Source organism: Streptomyces sp. NPDC001056 (genome assembly GCF_053598955.1).
Window position 1 is genome coordinate 301,700 of record NZ_JBSFLI010000005.1, and the last position, 19,068, is coordinate 320,767.

9 protein-coding genes are annotated in these 19,068 nt (G+C 75.6%); 5 read left to right on the plus strand and 4 right to left on the minus strand.

Features of this window, described 5'->3' with window-relative positions; genetic code table 11:
* The first annotated feature begins 35 nt into the window (after positions 1 to 35).
* Genes ACWDD7_RS09135 through ACWDD7_RS09145 form a run of 3 tightly spaced genes read left to right on the plus strand, consistent with a single transcriptional unit; the run spans position 36 to position 9,970 of the window.
* Complete coding sequence (locus ACWDD7_RS09135; protein ID WP_450456898.1) at positions 36 to 7,349, plus strand: amino acid adenylation domain-containing protein; 7,314 nt, start codon at positions 36 to 38, stop codon at positions 7,347 to 7,349.
* Positions 7,346 to 8,644, plus strand: coding sequence for a cytochrome P450 (locus ACWDD7_RS09140; protein WP_450456899.1), 1,299 nt, complete (start codon positions 7,346 to 7,348; stop codon positions 8,642 to 8,644). Before ACWDD7_RS09135 ends, ACWDD7_RS09140 begins: the two co-directional genes overlap by 4 nt.
* Positions 8,645 to 8,683: 39 nt before the next feature.
* On the plus strand, positions 8,684 to 9,970 hold the full coding sequence (locus tag ACWDD7_RS09145) for an MFS transporter (protein ID WP_450456900.1): 1,287 nt from the start codon (positions 8,684 to 8,686) through the stop codon (positions 9,968 to 9,970).
* On the opposite strand, the gene ACWDD7_RS09150 is transcribed toward ACWDD7_RS09145, so the two are convergent.
* From ACWDD7_RS09150 to ACWDD7_RS09160, 3 genes are all read right to left on the minus strand, one after another.
* Positions 9,967 to 12,882: an AAA family ATPase gene (locus ACWDD7_RS09150; RefSeq protein WP_450456901.1), complete on the minus strand. Its 2,916-nt coding sequence runs from the start codon at positions 12,880 to 12,882 to the stop codon at positions 9,967 to 9,969. The two genes, ACWDD7_RS09145 and ACWDD7_RS09150, sit on opposite strands and share 4 nt — an antisense overlap.
* 137 nt (positions 12,883 to 13,019) lie before the next feature.
* Positions 13,020 to 13,235, minus strand: coding sequence for a hypothetical protein (locus tag ACWDD7_RS09155; protein WP_351875495.1), 216 nt, complete (start codon positions 13,233 to 13,235; stop codon positions 13,020 to 13,022).
* An 81-nt stretch (positions 13,236 to 13,316) separates the two neighbouring features.
* Complete coding sequence (locus tag ACWDD7_RS09160) at positions 13,317 to 16,481, minus strand: type 2 lanthipeptide synthetase LanM family protein (protein ID WP_450456902.1); 3,165 nt, start codon at positions 16,479 to 16,481, stop codon at positions 13,317 to 13,319.
* 471 nt (positions 16,482 to 16,952) lie between these two features.
* Between ACWDD7_RS09160 and ACWDD7_RS09165 the strand changes: the two genes are divergently transcribed.
* The gene (locus ACWDD7_RS09165; RefSeq protein ID WP_450456903.1) at positions 16,953 to 17,555 is read left to right on the plus strand and encodes a LuxR C-terminal-related transcriptional regulator; all 603 of its coding nucleotides are present in this window, start codon (positions 16,953 to 16,955) and stop codon (positions 17,553 to 17,555) included.
* Positions 17,556 to 17,560: 5 nt separating this feature from the next.
* On the plus strand, positions 17,561 to 18,160 hold the full coding sequence (locus tag ACWDD7_RS09170; protein ID WP_450456904.1) for a response regulator transcription factor: 600 nt from the start codon (positions 17,561 to 17,563) through the stop codon (positions 18,158 to 18,160).
* A gap of 25 nt (positions 18,161 to 18,185) precedes the next feature.
* Here the strand turns inward: ACWDD7_RS09170 and ACWDD7_RS09175 are convergent, their stop codons facing one another.
* Complete coding sequence (locus ACWDD7_RS09175; protein WP_450456905.1) at positions 18,186 to 18,926, minus strand: Type 1 glutamine amidotransferase-like domain-containing protein; 741 nt, start codon at positions 18,924 to 18,926, stop codon at positions 18,186 to 18,188.
* Positions 18,927 to 19,068: the final 142 nt, after the last annotated feature.

The window sequence follows — 19,068 nt, forward strand, 5'->3', positions numbered from 1 at the left end:
GCTTCCTCCCCCAGAGTTCAGATCGGAGTGCCCGCATGACCACATCCGACGTGCGCCCCCACCTCCTCGTCCCTGCGGACGGCCGGCCCGCGGGCGACGGGCCGGCCCCGGCCGGCCGGACGCCCTCGGCCGACGGAGCGTCCCCGGCCGGCGGCCTGTCCCCGGCGGCCCGGCGCCTCCTGGAACAGCGGCTGCGCGGCCGGACCGCGGTACGCGAGGACGGCCCGACCCGGGTCAGCCCGCGCCCGGACCGGATCCCGCTGTCGCCCGCCCAGCAGCGCCTGTACTTCCTCGACCGCCTCGACCCCGGCGCGCCCACCTATCTGCTGCCCGCCGCCTGGCGGTTCACCGGCCCGCTGGACCTCCCCGCCCTGCGCGCGGCCGTCGCCGACCTCACGGCCCGGCACGAGCAGCTGCGGGCCGTCTTCCCCGAGCACGAGGGCATCCCGTACCAGCGCGTCCTGCCGCCCGACGCCAACTGCCTCGCCCTGGTGGACGCCACCGCCCCACCCGGCACGGACGACGACGGGCGGCTGGCCGCCACCGTGCACGCCGCCGCGCTGCGCCCCTTCGACCTCGGCCGGGAACCCGCCTTCCGCGCCACCCTCGTCCGGGCCGGCGACGACGACCATGTGCTCGTCCTCGGCATGCACCACATCGTCTCCGACGGCTGGTCGCTCGGCCTGATCGTCCGCGACCTCACCGAGCTGTACCGGGCGAGGACGCGGCACCACACCGCCCGGCTGCCCGAACTCCCGCTGGAATACACGGACTACGCCATCTGGCAGCGGGGCAGCGACCAGTCCGCCGCCCTCGACCACTGGCGCACCCGGCTGGCCGGCCTCACCCCGCTGGAGCTGCCCGTCGACCACCCCCGTCCCGACGTCCCCGGCGGCCGTGGCGAGGCGCACACCGTCACCCTGACGCCCGCGCTGACCGGCTCGCTCGCCGAACTCGGCCGGCGCGCGGGTACGACGTCGTACATGACGGTGCTGGCCGCCTTCCAGGCCGCGCTGGCCTTCCACAGCGGGCAGCGGGACATCGCCGTCGGCACCGTCGTGGCCAACCGGGAGCGGGCCGAGACCGAGCAGCTCGTCGGGTTCTTCGTCAACACCCTGGTGCTGCGCGGCGACCTGTCCGACGACCCGACGCCGGCCGCGCTGCTCGCCCGTACCCGGGAGCGGGTCCTGGAGGCGTTCTCGTACCAGTCGCTGCCGTTCGAACAGGTCGTGGACGCGCTGAGCCCCGAACGCGACCTCGCCCGGAACCCGCTGGTGCAGGTCCTGTACACCCACACCGACACCACCGCCTCCGGGTTCGACCTCGGCGGGGCGACCGGGGCGCCGTACCGGATCGACCTCACCACCGCGAAGTTCGACCTCACGCTCGACCTGCGCGACGGCGACGGCCGCACCGAGCTGGCCTTCGTCTACCGGCCCGACCTGTTCGAGGGCGCGTCCGTCGCGGCGCTCGCCCGGCACACCGTGAACCTGCTGGAGGCGTTCTGCGCCACCCCCGACACCCCGCTCAGCGCCATCGACCCGCTGACCCCGGCCGAACGCGCCCACCTGCTCGGCCCGGACGGGCCCGCCAACACCGGCAACGAGCCCCGGACCACCCCGCGCACCGCCCCCGACCGCCTCGCCGAGCACATCGGCAGGGCGCCGGACGCGGTCGCGGTGAGCGGAGCCCGTTCCCTGACCTACGCCCAACTCGACGCACAGGCGTCCCGGCTGGCCCGACGGCTGCGCGCGGCCGGGGTCACCCCCGGCTCCCTGGTCGGCGTCTGCCTCGACCGCACGCCCGACCTGGCCGTGGCCCTGCTCGGGGTCTGGCGCGCGGGTGCCGCCTACCTCCCGCTCGACCCCTCCCACCCGAAGGCGCGCCGCGAGTTCACCGTCACCGACTCCGGCGTCGAGTGGATCGTCGCCTCGGGCGCGACCCGGTCCGCCGTCGACCGACTGCCCGTCCGGCTCATGACGCTGGACGAGGACGGCCCCCAGGCGCAGACCCCCGACATCCTCCCCGCCCCCGGCGACCTCGCCTACGTCATCTACACCTCCGGCTCCACCGGCCGCCCCAAGGGCGTGGAGGTCACCCACGGCAACCTGGCCTGGCTGCTGGCCGCCGCCGACCACCACTTCGACTTCGGCCCGGACGACGTGTGGACGCTGATGCACTCGCCCGCCTTCGACTTCTCCGTATGGGAGTTGTGGGCGCCGCTGACCAGCGGCGGGCGCGTGGCCGTGCTGACCGCGGACGAGGTGCGCGACCCGGCCGCCGTGCACCGGGTGCTGCGCGAGGAGGGCGTCACCGTCCTCAACCAGACCCCCGCCGCTTTCAAGGGCCTGCGCGCGCACCTGAAGGACAGCGGCGGCTTCGCCGAACTCCCTCTGCGGACGGTGGTGTTCGGCGGTGACGCCTTCGACGTCCGTGACTACGAGGACTGGTTCACCGCCCCGGGCGAGCGCCCCGCCCTCGTGAACATGTACGGCATCACCGAGACCACCGTGCACGTCACCTTCCGCACCATCACCGAGCAGGACGTGCACGGCGCCGTCCGTTCGCCCATCGGCCGCCCGCTCACCGGGCAGCACGGGTACGTCCTCGACGCCTCGGGACGGCTGGTGCCGCCCGGCAGCGTCGGCGAGTTGTACGTCTCAGGCGGCGGCGTGGCCCGCGGCTACCGCAACCGGCCCGAGCTGACCGCCGAACGCTTCCCGGACGACCCCTTCGGCGCGCCCGGCACCCGGATGTACCGCACCGGGGACCTCGTACGGGTCCTGCCCGACGGCGAGTTGGCGTACGTCGGCCGCGCCGACCACCAGGTGAAGATCCGCGGCTACCGCATCGAACCCGGCGAGATCGAGACCGCGCTGCGCGCCCTGCCCGGCGTCGCCGACGTCGCCGTGGTGGCCCGCCGGGACGGCGAGACGGCCCGGCTGGTCGCCCATGTCGTCACCCCGGAGGCCCGCCCGCTCGATCCGCCCGCGCTGCGCGAGGGACTGCGGCTGACCCTGCCCGACTACATGGTCCCCGCGCTGTTCGTGCGCCACGAGCGGCTGCCGCTGACCGCCAACGGCAAGGTGGACCGCGCCGCGCTGACCGCCGTGGCCCCCGCCGCGGCCGGGCCCGGCACCCATGTGCCCCCCGAGGGCCCGGTGGAGAAGGCGCTGGCCGGCGTGTGGAGCCAGGTGCTCGGCGCCGAACACGTCGGCCGCGCCGACAACTTCTTCGACCTCGGCGGCGACTCGATCCTGGCGCTGCGCCTGGTCGGTCTCGGCCGGCTCGCCGGGCTCGGCTTCTCCGTCGCCGACGTCTTCCGCACCCGCACCCTGGCCGACCTCGCCGCCCTCGTCACCGACGCCGTCGACGCGCCGTCCCCGGTCGCCCCGTTCTCCCAGATCGACCCGGCCGACGCGGGCCGGCTGCCCGACGGGCTGGAGGACGCCTACCCGCTCACCATGCTCCAGGCCGGCATGCTGCACGAGATGCTCGCCGACCCCCGGCGCGGCGCCTACCACAACGTCACCGACCTGAAGATCACCGTGCCCGAGGGCTTCGACCTCGGCGCGTTCCAGGCGGCCGTGGACGCGGTGGTCGCCGGGCACCCCATCCTGCGCAGCTCCGTCGACCTCGTCGGCTACCGCGAACCCCTCCAGCTCGTCCACCGCACCGCCCGGCTCCGGGTCGGCTACACCGATCTGCGCGCTCTGCCCCGCGACGAACAGCGGGCGCGGCTGCGCCGGTTCGTGACGGAGGAGTTCGAGCGGCGCTTCGACCTGGCCGCCGCGCCCCTGGTCCGCATCCATCTGCACCACGTCACCGACCACGACCTGCGCCTCGTGCTCACCGACTGCCATGTCGTGCTGGACGGCTGGAGCCTCACCTCGCTCGTCGCCGACCTGCTCGCCCTGCACCGCGAGGCCGTCGCCCACGGCACCGCGCCCCTGCCCCCGCAGGCCCCGGCGTTCGCCGAGTACGTGGCCCTGGAGCGGGCCGCCCTGGACAGCGAGGAATCGCTGGAGTACTGGCGGGACAGCCTCGCCGACCTGCGCCCCGTGACCTTCCGGCGGCGCGTGCCGAGCGGCGCGGGCGCGGACCGTCAGCCGGTGCACGAGGTCCGGCGTTCCTACGCCCATCTCGCCGAGCGCATCGGCAGGTTGGCGAAGGACGCGGGGGTGCCGCGGCGCACCGTGCTGCTCACCGCCTTCCACCACACCATGAGTCTGTTCGCCGACCGCGACGAGAGCGTGCTCGGGCACAGCATCGGCCTGGTCACCAACGGCCGGCCCGAGGTCCCCGGCGCGGACCGGATGCGCGGACTGTTCCTGAACACCGTGCCGTTCGGCGTCGCCCGCCCGCGCGGCAGCTGGCGCGGCTATCTGCGGGACGTGTTCCGGGCCGAGCAGGAGATGCTGCCGCACCGCAGGGTGCCGCTGGTCCGCATCGCGCAACTGCGGCCCACCGAACCGAACCTGACCGACACGGTGTTCAACTACGTCAACTTCCACCGGCTTTCGCACGACTCCTGGGACGACTCCCTGGAGATCGCCCGGACCATGTTCCCGCTGCTGGTCAACGCCAGCGTCAACGCCTTCACCCTCGACGTGGACCCGGAGTTCGTCGCCCCCGCCACGGCCGAGCAGCTGGCCGACGTGTACTGCGCCCAGCTGGAGGCCATGGTCGCCGGCCCCGACGCCCGGGTGACCCGGCCCGCGCTCACCGGCGCGGCCCGTGCCACCGCGCTCGACGTCTGGGCACGCGGACCGGAGATCCCGTCCTCGCCGCTGATGCTGCACGAGCACATCGCGGCACACGCGGCCCGCACTCCGGACGCGGTCGCGGTCGAGCACCGCGGGGAACGGCTGTCGTACGGCGAACTCCACGAACAGGCCGAGCAGTTGGCGCGGCGGCTGCGGATGCTGGGCGTCGGCCCGGAGACCGTGGTGGGCATCTGCGCCGAACGCGGGCCGGACCTGGTGCGCGCGGCCGTCGGTGTGCTGCGCTCCGGGGGCGCCTTCCTGCCGCTCGACCCGCAACACCCCACCGAGCGGCTGGCGTTCATGGCCGAGGACAGCGGCATGCGGGTGCTGCTCACCCAGCGCCGCCTCGACGGGACGGTGCCCTTCGACGGCCCCGTGGTCCGACTGGACGTCCCCGCCGAGCACGTGGCGCCCGTGCCGGGCCGGGAGCCCGACGCCGACACCCTCGCCTACATCATCTACACCTCCGGCTCCACCGGCACCCCCAAGGGCGTCGCCCTCCCGCACCGCGGCCTGTCCAACATGCTCGAAGGCCAGCGTGACCTGGTGCGCCCCACCCCCGAGGACCGGGTGCTGCAGTTCGCGTCCTTCGGGTTCGACGCCTCGATCCTCGAACTCACCTGGTCCCTCGCCAACGGTGGCCGCCTGGTCACCGCGCCCAAGGAGGACCTGCGCCCCGGCCCCGACCTCGCCCGCACCCTGCGCGAGGCCCGCGTCACCTGCGCCATGCTGCCGCCCAGCGCCCTCGCGGTGCTCGGTGAGGACGACTTCCCCGAGCTGCGGGTGCTCCAGGTCGCGGGCGAGGCCTGCCCGGCCGAACTGGCCGACGTCTGGTCCCGCGGCCGGCGCTTCCACAACGTCTACGGCCTCACCGAGACCTCCGTGTGGTCCGTGGCCGCCGAACTCGCCCCGGGCCAGGGCCGTCCGCCCATCGGCACCCCGATCCGCAACACCCGCGTCCACGTCCTGGACGACGACCTCCAGCCCGTCCCGGCCGGCGTCCCCGGCGAGATCTACCTCGGCGGACAGGCCGTCGGCCGCGGCTACCTCGGCCGCCCGGCGCTCACCGCGGCCACCTACGTGCCCGACCCCTACGGGCTGCCCGGCGAGCGGCTGTGCCGCACCGGCGACCTCGGCACCCACCGGCCCGACGGCTCCGTGGAGTGGGTCGGCCGCCGCGACTCACAGGTCAAGCTGCGCGGCTTCCGCATCGAACTCGGCGAGGTCGAGCACGCGTTGCGGAGCCTGCCCGGGGTGCGCCAGGCCGTCGTCCTGCACCGCACCGACCTGCCCGGCGGTGAACCGGCCCTCGTCGCCTACGTCGTCCCGCAGGGTCCCGCGCGGCCCACGCCCGAGGAGCTGCGCCGCGCCCTGCGCGCCTCGCTGTCCGCGTACATGATCCCCGCCCGGTTCGTGCTCCTCGACGAACTCCCCGTCAACCGCAGCGGCAAGATCGACAAGCGGGCGCTGCCGCTGCCGCCGGCCGAACTCGACCAGCCCGACACCGCGTACGTCGCCCCGGCCACCCCGGCGGAGAAGATCCTCGCCGAGATCTGGCGCGAGGTCCTCGGTCTCGCCCGCATCGGCGTCCACGACGACTTCTTCCGCATCGGCGGCAGCTCCCTGTCCACCGTCCGGGTCTCCCTGATGTCCGCCGGACGCGGCCTCGCGGTCTCCGTCGGCGACCTGATCGAACACCCGACCATCGCCCAGCTCGCCGAGCACGCCACCCGCGCGGCGGGCGACGGCCTGCCCACCGCCGTCACCTCCGAGGTACGGCTGCGCGAGGGCACGGGGGAGCCGCTGTGGTGCGTGCACCCCACGGGCGGCAGCGCCGCCTGGTTCGTCCCGCTCGCCCGCGCCCTGCCGCCCGGCCGGCCCGTGCACGCCTTCCAGGCGCGGGGGCTGCTCGGCGGCGTCGACCCGAGCACGGTGACCGGGATCGCGGCCAACTACGTTGCCGAGATCGCCGACCGCGGTGCCCGAGGCCCCCACACCCTGCTCGGCTGGTCCATGGGCGCCAACATCGCCCTGGAGATGGCCACCCAGCTGCACCGGGCCGGCCACCGGGTGGAGCCGCTGGTCCTGATCGAGCCGTACCTCCCCAACCCCGCCGCCCGCGCCCGCCTGAACGGCGTCACCGACGACCTGCGCACCGCCTGGCGCCAGCGCGACCGGATCCGGCAGCTGCCGCCCTCCGCGGAGCGCGACCGGGCCACCGCCGAACTCACCGCCACCCTGCTCGGCGCGGGCATGAGCCCCGCCGAGGCCGCCCTCGTCGAGAACGCGCCCATCGAGGTGTGGCACTCGCTCCTCGCCGCCCTCGCCGGGTACGAGGTCCGCCCCTACCCCGGCCACGTCCACCTCGTGGTCGGCAGCGAGGCCGCGGGCCTGCCGCGCGGCCGCACCATGCCGGGCCTGGACGTCGACTACGACACCTACCTCGCCCGCTGGCGCGAACTGGCCGGCGGCGGACTGACCGTGCACATCAGCGAGGGCGACCACATGTCGATGATGGCCGAGCCGAGGGTGTCCGGCATCGCCGCAATCCTCGCCGCGATCCAGGAGGGGGAGAACCGATGAGCACGGCGACCCCGCTTGCGGCCGGCGTCCCGGGCACCCCGGAAACCCCGCCGACCGATACCGCCCCCCGAGTCCCCGAGGCGCCCTTCACCGAGCGCTACCTCCTCTCGCCGGACATGATCGCCGACCCCTACGGCCACCTCGACGCCCTCCGTGCCCACGCCCCGGTGCACTGGAGCCCGATGCACCACGCCTGGCTGGTCACCGGCTACGACCAGGTGATGCGCTGCCTGCGCGACCCGGCCGTCTCCGCCGACCGGGTACGGCCCCTGATGGACGCCGTACCGCAGGGTGCCCGCGAGGACGCCGAGCGGGCCTTCGGGATCCTGTCCCGCTGGATGGTGTTCAACGACCCGCCGCAGCACCGCCGGCTGCGCCAGGTCTTCCAGGAGGCCTTCGCCGCACGGGCGGTGGCCCGCTACCGCGCCTTCACGGAGAGGGCGACCCGGGCCGTCCTCGCCCGCAAGGCCGTACCCGGCCGCGGCGGCGACCTGGTGGCCGACGTGGCCAAGCCGCTGCCCGCGCTGGTGTTCGCCCGTTGGCTCGGCATCCCGCGCACCGACGCCGCCGCCTTCTGGTACTGGAACGCCCGTGTCGCCGACCTCGTGCTCGGCACCGCCCAGGAGGAGAGCGAGTACCGGGCCTCCCTCCAGGCGCTGGTGAGTCTGGAGGACTACCTCGCCGGCCTGGTCGCCGAGCGGCGCGCCGAACCCGCCGACGACCTCGTCAGCCAGGTGCTGAAGGAGGGCCGGGTGGGGGAGTCGGTCACCGAGGAGGAGTTCGTCGGGATGCTCACCCAGATGGCCTTCGCCGGCGGGGAGACCACCAGCAACCTCATCGCCAACACCGTCCTCGCCCTGCACAGCCGTCCTGGTCAACTGGCCGCCGTACGCGAGGACCCCGGGCTGGCGCAGGGCGCCGTGGAGGAGGCGCTGCGGCTCGACGGCCCGTCCAAGATGTCGATCCGCACCACCGTCCGCGACCTGGAGCTGGACGGCCACACCCTGCGGGCGGGCGACCGGATCTTCCTGGTGACGGCCGCCGCCAACCGGGACCCGGCCCGCTTCCCCGACCCCGGCCGGTTCGATGTCCGCCGCACCGGCGCCACCCATCTGGGCTTCGGCTTCGGCGCCCACTTCTGCATCGGCGCCGCGCTGGCCCGGCTGGTGGCCGTCGCCGCGGTGGGCACGCTGGTCCGCGACCACCCGGGCCTGACCCTGACCGACCCCGGCGCGCTCACCTGGCAGCCGTCCCTCCTCAACCGCAGTCTCACCGCGCTGCCCGTCCGCTACTGACCGGACCGCCGCGAGCGTCCGCATCCCGAAAGGCACATCATGGCCACCACCCTCGCCGGCGCCGGCCCCCGGCTGTGGGCACCCGCCCGGCAGCGGCCCTTCCGACTCCTGTGGCTGGGACAGTCGTTGTCCCTGCTCGGAGACGGTTTCAGCGTCGTCGCCTTCTCCTGGATCACCCTCGGCCTGACCGGCTCCACCCTCACCCTCGGCTACGTCCTCGCCTTCCAGGCCGTACCCCGCGCCCTGCTCACCCTGGTCGGCGGCACCCTCAGCGACTCCTGGTCCACCCGCACCCTGATGATCGCCTCCAGCTGGACCCGTGCCGTCCTGATGGCCGGGGTCGGACTGGAGGGTCTCACCGGGCACTTGACGGTCTGGATGCTGTGCGCGGCCGCCGCGGCGTTCGGCGCGGTGGACGCCTTCTTCCAGCCCGCCCGGGTGTCGATCCTGCCCTCCGTGGTGGACGAGAACCTGCTCACCCCGGCCAACGCGCTGCTGGGCGCGGGCTCGCGCACGGCGGCCGTCGTCGGACCGGCGGTCGGCGGCGTGGTCATCGCGCTGACCCGGGCGCCGGTCGCGTTCGTGGTCGACGCGGTGTGCTTCGCGCTGTGCGGCTGGTGCGTGTCCCGCATCACCACCCGGCCGCGCGCGGCCGCGGCGGCGCAGGGGGCGGCGGCGCAGGGGGCGGCGGAACCGAAGGACGGCGCGGGCGCCGAGCGCCCGCCGTCCCTCGGCGCCCGCATCCGCGAGGGCGTCGTCTTCACCCTCCGCGACCCCCGGCTGCGTACCGTCGTCGTCCTCGACACCGCCGTCAACTTCTGTTACGCCGGGCCCTTCACGGTCGGCTTCGCCACGCTCGCCGACCAGGTGCTGCGCGGCGGTTCGGCCACCCTGGGCGTGCTCAACGGGTCCCTCGCCGGCGGTGCCATGCTCGGCACGCTGGCGGGCGGCGCGATGGGCGGCCGGCCGCGGGTGGGGCTGCTGGTGGCCGCTCTGGCCGGCTGGCTGGCCGCCGGGATGGCCGTCCTGGGTCTGGTGCACAGCACCCCGGCGGTCGTCGCGACCGTCCTGGCCATGGGCTTCGCCATCGGCTTCCAGGGGGTGTTCGGGCTGAGCTGGATCCAGCGCAACATCCCGGGGGAGGTGCTCAGCCGGGTCATCTCGGTCGACATGGTCCTCGGCTACGCCGCCGCCCCGCTGTCGCTCATCGTGTGCGGCGCGCTCGCCCGGACCGGCGCGCTCGCCCTGTTCGGGGTGGTCGCCGGGGTGCTCGCCCTCACGGGGCTCGCGGTGCTCGGCTCCCGGGCGGTGCGCGAGATGCGCTAGCCGTCGCGCAGGGCGGCCGAACGCGCGCACAGATCCGCGCGGTTGGCCGCCCCCGTCTTGGTGATGAGGCTGGCGATGTGCTTCTCCGCCGTACGCGGCGAGATGAACAGCCGGTCGGCGATGTCCTTGTTGGACAGCCGCTCCGCCAGCAGCCGGAACACCTCGAACTCCCGCACCGTGACGCCCTGGGCGCGCAGTTGGTCCGGGATGCCGCTGGAGCCGGTGCGGTGCTGGCGCACGGGGGCGCCGAGCCGGCGCAGGCCCGCCCGGCAGGCGCCCGCGACGGCCGGGACGTCCCGCTCGTGGAAGTAGTGCTCCGCCTGCCGCAGCCAGCTCACCGGGTCGCCCCAGCCGTCCTGGTGCGCCGCGTCCGCGATCAGCCGCAGCCCGAGGTGCCGGGCCAGCGGATACGGCTCCGCCACCGCCTGCGCCGCCTCGACCGCCCGCGCCGCCCGCGCCCCGGCGCCCTCCCGGCCCAGCAGCACGGCGTCGGTGAGCAGCACGAAGTGCCGGTTCCAGCGCATCCGGGCCATCGCGGTGGCGGTGATCTCCGCGTGCCGGGTGCGGTCCGCGCGCCCGGCGAGCACGTCCAGCAGCAGCACCATGCCGTGGGTGCCGCTGAGATGGTAGGTCGAGGGGTTGTCCGCCTCCAGCGCCAGCACCGTGCCCAGGTCCTCCCGGGCCAGCTCCCGGTCCTCCTCCAGGAGCGCGCAGAAGGCGCGGGCCAGGCCATGGCTCAGCGGTTCCTCCTGCGAACCGGCCCCGTCCCACTCCGCGAAGGCGGCCAGCGCCGACTCCATCCCGGCGCGGTCGGCGTGGTGCGCCTCCAGGACGGCCTGCGCCATCAGGACGTACCGCACGGCGGGCGCGAGCCGCAGCCGTCGTACGACGGCCAGGCACTCGGCGGCGGCCGCGCGGGCGGCGTCGTACGCACCCCGCAGAACGGCGTCGAGTACGAGGATGCCGTCGACGGTGTGCACGATGTTGACCGACCCGAGCCGCAGCGCCTCCTCACGCGCCGCCAGCAGGCCCGCGGTGTCGCCCTCGGCGAGCCAGGCGTTGCCGCCCAGCCGGGTGGCCGCGTACATGCGCTGCAAGGGCAGGCGATGGCGCTCCGCCGTGGCGAGGGCCTGGCCGAGCATCGCCTCCGACTCCTCGGGGTCCCGTTCGCGGGCCACGGTGGCGAGCAGTTCCTGTGCCTGGCAGGCGACCACGGGCAGTCCGTGGCGTTCGGCGGTGTCGGCGGCCGAGCGGGCGAGCTTCTCCGCGTGCTGGGTGCGGTCGGGACCCGGGGTGTCGAGGGCGAGGTAGGCGGCCGTCACGTCGACGGTGGCGGCGGTCGTCTCGTCCGGCGCGGCGGCCAGCACCTCCCGGGCGCGGGCCACCTGCCGGTTGCCGTCGCTCCACCGCCCCGCCGTGTGCGCGACCTTGGCCAGCCGGGCGTGCAGCGTGGCCAGCCGGACGGGGCTGAGTCCCGAGCCGCCCAGCACATGGAGGTCCTCGGCCAGTTCGAAGGCGCGGGCGAAGTCACCGGCCTCGGCGAGCGCCGGCAGCAGGTTCTCCAGCACCGCGGCCCGCCCGTGCGCGTCCCCGGCCTCGGCCAGCAGACTCTCGGCGCGGCTGAGCAGGGTCACGGCGGAGCCGAGCGCGCCGGCCGCCAGCGCCCGGCCGCCCGCGTCCGCGAACAGCAGCCCGGCCGCGCCGCGGTCCCCGGCCTCGCCGCGCAGCCCGGCCGCCAGCGCGCACCAGTCGCCGCCCAGTTCGGGGTGCAGCTCCTCGACCGCCTCCGCGCCCTTGCGCGCCAGTTCCGCCCGCTGCCCCGGCGTCATCTGCGTGAACAGGGCCTCGACGGTGAGGGAGTGCCGGAAGGAGTACCAGTCGGGAGCGGGTTCGTCGGGGATCACCAGACGGGCCGCGACGCCCGCGTGCAGATGGCTGAGCAGCGCGCGGTCGTCCACGCCGCTCATCCGCTGGAGCACCGTCAGGGGGAAGCGCCGGCCCAGCACGGCGGCGGCCGACAGCAGGGTCAGGCCCTGGGTGCCGAGCCGGTCGATGCGGCGCAGGATGTCCCGCGCCAGTGTCGAGGACACGTCGCTGCGCAGATCCCCGATCGCCCGCCAGCCGTCCGGGCCCTGTACCAGGGTGCCGGACCCGATCATGGTCTGGAGCAGCTCCTCGACCAGGTACGGGCTGCCGGAGCTGTCCTCCCACAGCCGCCGCAGCACCGTGTCGGGCACCTCGCGCGGGTCCGCCACGCCGAGTTGGGCCGCGACCATCTCGTGCGCCTGCGGCCGGGTCAGCGGCGGGATCTCCAGCAGGGTGGCGGCGCCGCGCCGGCGCGCGGACTGGGCCAGGTCCAGGGCGTCGCTGAAGTCGGTGCGCACGGTGGCGAGCAGCAGGACGGGTGTGTACTCCAGGTTGTCCACGAGGTATTCGAGGACGCCGAGCGTCTCGGGGTCGGCGTCGTGCAGGTCCTCCAGGAGCAGCAGCTGGCCCTGGCCGCGCGCGGCCGCGATGAGCAACCGGAGCACCGCCTCGCCCAGGATGACCATGGAGCTGCTCTCGCGCTCACCGGTGTCCCAGTCGGGAATCAGCCGTCCGAGCACCGGCCGGTAGGGGCCGAGGGCCAGGTCGTCCATCGAGGCGCCGCCCCGGAACAGGGACATCAGTGCCTCGGTCAATGGCCGAAACGGCACCGCCGGGCCCGTGGTGCTGCTGCGGCCGCGCAGCACGCGCATGCCGGCGTCGAGGGCGCCGCCCACGACTTCGGCCGCGAGCCGCGACTTGCCGACGCCCGCCTCTCCGACCAGGAAGACCACACCGCCGCGTCCCTGTTGAGCGCCGGTCAGCGCACGTTCGAGCAGGTGGAGTTGGGGACCCCGCCCGACCAGGGAAGGCGCATGGGAACGCATGAACGCAGATGATAATCGGAATATCGCGACCTGTGGCAGGTCGCCCGGAGCGGACCGACCCGCTCCGCTCGGACACACGGCGGCGCGGACCCGCCGGGCGGGTCCGCGCCATCACGCCTGTCGGAACCGGCCGTCGCCTACCGGGGGGCGGAGACCGAGGTGTCGATGGTGCTCAGCGTGATGACGATGCCGCTGGTGAGGACCATTCCGGCCAGCACCCGGGCGCGGGCGCACGCGCGGTTGCGGCCCTTGAGGGTGATGCCGCCCGCCGCGTCCTGCTCGTCGGCGGCGGTCCCGGCGATCCCGGCGGTCCCGGTGGCGTCGGCGGTGGTGGAGGCGAGGTTCTTGTCCATGAGGTGATCCCCTTCGGATGGTCCCGTGCCGGTGGACACGGAGGTGGAGGCGGAGGTGGAGGCGGAGAAGGTGCGGGATGGTCAGTCGCCGTGGCGGCCGGGGTGTCCGAGGAGCAGGACGGACGGCACGGTGTCGGGGTGGGCCAGGCGGAGCAGCCCGTAGCCGATGCCGGACAGACCGGTCAGCAGCCCGGGGGAGGGAACGTGGTCGGGGGTGGCGCATCGGTGGCCCTGCGCCTCGACGAACGCGAGCGCCTGGCCGGTGCGCAGGGACAGGGCCTCGGCGGCCTGGGCGTCGCCCCGTTCGGCCAGGACGGCCAGGGCTTCCAGAGTGCCGAGGGCGCCTTGGGCGAGGCTGAGGTCGGGACCCACTTCGGCGTCCCTGAGCCGGGCCGGCAACGCGGCGGTCGCGGCGGGCGGTTCGGTGAGCGCCGCGGCGGAGGCGGGCCGATCGGCGGGGGCCGGCGCGGGCCGAGCGGCGTGCGGGGCGCCGAGGAGCGAAGCGGCGGCCGTCACTCCCGCGGCCCCCCGCGCCCACGACGCGTCCGCCCCCGCGCCCCGCACCTGCCGGGCCGCCCCGTCGAGCAGGGCCCGGCCCGCCGCAGCGTGCGCCGCGGACCGCTCCGGCCCTACGGCGGCGTACCGCAGCAGAGCCCAGCCGATGCCGGCGGCGCCGTCCGCGAGACCGGCGTCCGCGCCGGGGTCCGCCTGGCACAGCCGGTCCGCCAGGGCGTCCGCCAGTTCCAGCGCCCGCGTCGCCCCCGTCGCCTCGTGCACGGCGACGGCGGCGGCCAGCGCCCCGGCCGTGCCGCCGGCCAGCCCCGGGTCGGGACAGTCGGCCGCGGCGTGGGCGAGCGCGGTGAGCGCGTCGGGCAGGCAGTCCGGCAACGCGTCGCCCAGCAGCGCCGACAGCCGGACCAGGGCGTAGCAGATCCCGCCGAGCCCGTCGTAGGCACCGGGGCCCGCCGCCGCGCTGAGCTCGGGGTCGGCGGCCAGGGCCCGCAGCAGGGCGGGCAGCGGCCGTACCGCCTCCCGGGCCAGCGCGGTGTACCGGTCGGCGCCGGTGAGCGCACCCGTGTGGGCCAGGAAGAGCGCGACCCCGCAGTAGCCCTGCGCGAGCCCGGCGCCCATCGGCAGCACCGCCCAGTGCGGCCCCGAAACCCGCTCCAGGCCGAGCCAGTTGGCGCGGCCGCCGTCGCGTACCGCGCGGGCGGCGATGTCGTCGGCGATCCCGCACACCGCGGCCAGCAGCCGCGAGGCGTCCGGCACGACGGCCGGCACGGGCGCCACGGCGAGCGCCGACCTCGGCCGGTCCCCCGGGGCGCAGGCGCCCCGGGCGGCCAGGGTCGCGGAGACGATCCACTCCTGGTCGCGGCAGTCGATCTCGTCCATCCGCGCGATCTTCTTGCGCACCGCGGCCAGGCTCGCCTCCGGCAGCACGTCCGCCAGCCAGGTCCCGTCGGCCGCCCGGACCCCTGTGCCGGACGGCCGATGGGTGAACAGGGGGATGTCCCCGCGCCACAGGTCCGCCGTCTCGTGCTCGATGAGCCGCCGGCGCGCCTCGTCCTGCGCGGACTCGGTCCACAGCACGGCGAACACCCCGTCCCGCGCGAGCGCGTCACCGAGCAGCGCCGGATGCGTGGATTCCTCCAGCAGGGTCGCGTACAGCCGCGTGGCGCGGGCGATCAGCCGTGCCGGGCTGTCGGCCGCCGCCGCCAACGGCCCTTCGTCGCCGGTCAGTTCGCCGCCGTGCGCCGCGATGGCCGCGTACGCCGTGCGGAAGCCGTCGAGCAGGGCGGCCCGGTGGTCCGCGCCGTCCAGCGGGCGGCCGTCGGGCAGCGGCTGGTTCTGCCCGGCCGGGCTGAGCAGCGGCCCCCGTACGGCGCGCATCGTGTCGCGGCCGCTGTCCGCCCAGTGCAGCCCCTCGCTCGGGAAGGTGCCGTCGGTGGAGCGGCCCAGCGCGGAGATGTCCAGCGCGCCGTGCTCGCCGATGAGCAGATGGGGCAGCAGGCAGGTGCGGTGCACGGAGGTGTGCAGGGCGTCCGCGGCCGGGTCGGCGCCGGCCGTCATGGCCTGCCCGAGTCCGGTGTGCAGCAGCGTCTCGGCGTCCACCAGCACCGGCTGGTCGCCGCAGGCGATGACGTTCTCGTAGTGCATGTCGGCGCCGTCGACCGCGTACAGCAGGGCCAGCAGCACGCCCTGGCGGCGGTAGAAGGCGTCGGTCTCGGTCACCGAGCGGCACCAGCGGTGCGTCACGAACTCCAGCCAGCCGTAGCCCTCCCGGCGCACGGTGCGCGCGGTGCGCAGCGCGAGGCCCGGGACCTTCGCGTCCATCCAGGCCGCCAACTCGTCCAGCAGGGCGTGCTGGCCGAGCGGCCGCGGCTTGTACACGACCCGCGCGCCGTCGGCGAACCGCAGGATCGCCACCGAGCGGTTGCCCTGGTGGGCGTCGCCGAGCCCGAGTTCCACGCGGGCGAGCACACCCGGGTCGCGGCCGTCGAGGAGCGCGGCGACCAGCTCGGGGCGGTCGGCCTGGAAGCGGGCCACCAGTTCGGCCGCCGCGTCCAGCGCGTCCAGCGCGGTCTGCCCGAGCATCCGGGCCAGCACCGGGTAGGCGGCGAACAGTTCGCCGAGCCCTCGCCGGGTGCCCGCACCGGCGACGAAGAACGCGAACCGCTCACGCGGCGTCGCCCCCTCCAGCCGCCCGGCCCGCCGCGCGCCGTCCAGTTCCCGTACGAGGGTGCGGGCGGCGAGCCCCACCAGCCGAGACGTCAGCCGGTCGCCGAACTCGCCCTGCCAGACGTCCTGTTCGGCTGCCGGTACGCCCGGCAGCAGACCGGCGAGACGTGCGGCGGCCGGGGCGACGAGCGGTCGTACGACAGGGGCGAAGACCTCGGGACCCGTGCCGTCCGCGGCCGGCTCCGCGCGCTCCTCGGAGGCGGCGTCCAGGGCAGCTTCGACGTACTCCGCCCAGCGGGGCTTGGCGGTGCGGGCGGCCAGTCGCTCTGCGGGCTCGGCCGCGAGGGCCGCCGCCGTGGCGCCGTCCACCCCGAGGTGCGCCAGCCGCAGCGCGAAGCCCTCCGTGTCCCCGGCGGCCCAGGGGGCACGCCCGGTGGCGTCGGGGTCGGCGGGCGCGGCCGGGCGGCCGGGGGCGGCGAGGCGCTCCGCGAGGGAAAGCGCCGGGGCCCACCAGGCGAGCGGCAGGCCGGCGCTCCGGGGAGTCGAGAGGCTGGCGGTCTCAGTCACGTCGACGAAGTTCGCAGACGCCGGGCCACCCCCACATGGGGAAGTGACCCCCATATTCTTCGCGCCCCCTCCCCACCGGTGGGGAAGGGCACCCCCGGGCATGGGGAAACCGCAGGTCGGCGCCGCACTACCCATAACCCCGTACGACCGTCCCCCATACGCTCCCACGGCCTTTCCCGCGCTCCCGCACGGCCGTTCCCCCATGCCCGTACGGCCGCCCCCCGCATCCTTCCCCCGGCGGGCACCCCCATGGCCGCCGCGCACACCCCCACGTGGGCGGCGACGGTCCGGCCGCGCCCCCGCGCACCACCCCGCCGGGGCCGAACCCCCTCCCGGCGGCGGACCGGGACCGGAAAGGTGGGGACCGACTACCGATGCCGCGCCCTGACGGCGGCGGCAGGGTGAGCGTCGTACCCCACAGGCCGCCCGCGGTGTTCACCACCGGGCGAACGACCTTGCAAGGAGCAGAAGATGGGAGTCCCCGTACCCGTCGGTGTGGTCGCCCTCGACCCGGTCCTGGAGGCCGGCACCCGCAGTACCCTGCTCGCCTGCCCGGAACTCACCGTGTGCGAGCCGGGGCAGGCCCGGGTCGCCGTCCTCACCGTGGACCGGCTCGGCCCGGCCGAACTCGACATGGTGCGCACCACCCGTGCCCACGTGCAGCGCCCCGCCGTCGTCCTGGTGGCCGGCGCGCTCGCCTCCGGAGACGCCCTGCACGCCCTCGCCGCCGGCGCCCGGGGCCTGCTGCTGCGCCGCGAGGCCGACTCCTCCCGGCTCGCCCACGCGGTCCTGGCCGCCGCCCAGGACGACTGCACCGTCCCCACCGACCTGCTGGAACAGGTCCTCGACCGCTCCGGCGGGGCCGAGCAGGGCTGGGCCGGCGGATCGCTCTCCGACCGCGAGCGCTCGGTGCTGCGGCTGGTCGCCGACGGCCACGAGACGGCCGAGATAGCCCAGCGCCTCGCCTACTCGCCGCGCACCGTGACCACCGTCGTGCACGACATCACCCAGCGGTTCCGGCTGCGCAACCGCGCCCACGCGGTCGCCTACGCGCTCCGGGCGGGTCTGCTGTGACGCCCGTGCTGACCGCCGCGCCCGGCGGTGTGACCACGAGCCTGCGCGTCCTGCCCTCGCGGCACGCGGACCGGGTGCGCGAACTCGCCCGCCGCGCCGGGCTCGACTGCGCGCCCGGCCCCGGGCGGTCCGTCACCGTCATCGTCGCCGACGACGCCGAACGGGCCCTGCGCGGACCGCGGCCGACCGGCCCGTCGCTGCTGGTGTGCGACACGGTGGGCCGGACCGGGCTGGTGGAGGCCCTGCGCGCCGGGGCCGTCGTCCTGCGGATGGCCGACCTCACCGAGGAGAGCCTCAGGGCGGCCGTCCGCCGCGCCGGGGCGCCGCACCCGAGCATCCCCTACCCGGAGCTGTCCCACCTGCTGACCACCGGCCCCCGGTCCGGGGCACCCGTCCCGCACGAGGACCGGCCACCCGCCCTGACAAGCCGTCAGATGTCCGTGCTGCGGCTCATGGCGGAGGGCCACGGCAACGCGGGCATCGCGCGGTTGCTGCACTGCTCCGAGCACACCGTGAAGAACGTCGTCTACGAGGTCATGGCCCGGCTCGGGGCCCGCAACCGGGCGCACGCGGTGGCCCGCGCGGTGCGCCACGGGCTGATCTGAGATGGGCCGGCCGTCGACGGGCGGGTCAGCACCGGGGGGCGGGCAGCAGCCGTGGCGTGATGCGCTCCTCCACGGCCCGCCCGTCCTCCCGCCGCACGATGTACGCGCCCTTGTCCGGCAACTCCGCCACGGCCTCGACCAGTCGGGTGCCCCGGTAGACCAGCCCCACCCCGTCGTCGGTGCAGTGGGCCGTGGGCAGTGTGCCGTCGGCGACCAGCCGGTGGATCAGCGGACGCCGGCCGGGGTCGGAGTCGTAGTGCACCCCGTTGCCGTACGGCAGCAGCCCCAACGCGTCGGTCACCGGCCGCAGTCCGGGTCCGAAGGAGTCCGTCGCGCCGCCCTCGAACCAGCAGATGGAACCCGCGCTCACCCCGGCCAGCACCACCCCCGCCCGCCAGGCGCGCCGCATGATCGCGTCGAGACCGTGCACCCGCCACACGGCGAGCAGGTTGGCCACCGAACCGCCCATCACCCAGACCACGTCGTGGTCCAGGACCGTGCCCTCGACGTCCTCGACGTTCGGCATGGGGAACAGGTGCAGGGGCGTCAGGTCGAAGCCCGCCACCCGGGCCGCCTCCGCCATCCTCGCCGCGACGTGCTCGGCGTCCCCGATCGCGGTGCCGACGTACAGGACGCGCGGGCGTCTGCCGTGCGCCCCGCTGAGGTCGACCGCGTGGTGGACCAGGGCGTCGAAGAGCACCCGGGTGCGTGCGGCGGCGCGGTGGCCTCCGGAGGTGGCGACGATGGTGGGTTCCGGGGCGGTCACGCGGTGATCGTAGCGCGGGGGACGCGCTCCGGACGTGGGGAAGTGGTGAAGGCGGGCCGCTCGGCGGCGGCCGCGCACGCCAAGACGGCGGGGACCGGTCGCCGGACCGGTCCCCGCCGGCTTGAGATAGGAATAGCACACG

Coding starts and splice junctions, on each gene's coding strand:
- ACWDD7_RS09150 (WP_450456901.1), bottom strand. CDS start 12,882: ATGCGTTCCCATGCGCCTTCCCTGGTCGGGCGGGGTCCCCAACTCCAC.
- ACWDD7_RS09145 (WP_450456900.1), top strand. CDS start 8,684: ATGGCCACCACCCTCGCCGGCGCCGGCCCCCGGCTGTGGGCACCCGCC.
- ACWDD7_RS09135 (WP_450456898.1), top strand. CDS start 36: ATGACCACATCCGACGTGCGCCCCCACCTCCTCGTCCCTGCGGACGGC.
- ACWDD7_RS09140 (WP_450456899.1), top strand. CDS start 7,346: ATGAGCACGGCGACCCCGCTTGCGGCCGGCGTCCCGGGCACCCCGGAA.
- ACWDD7_RS09165 (WP_450456903.1), top strand. CDS start 16,953: ATGGGAGTCCCCGTACCCGTCGGTGTGGTCGCCCTCGACCCGGTCCTG.
- ACWDD7_RS09155 (WP_351875495.1), bottom strand. CDS start 13,235: ATGGACAAGAACCTCGCCTCCACCACCGCCGACGCCACCGGGACCGCC.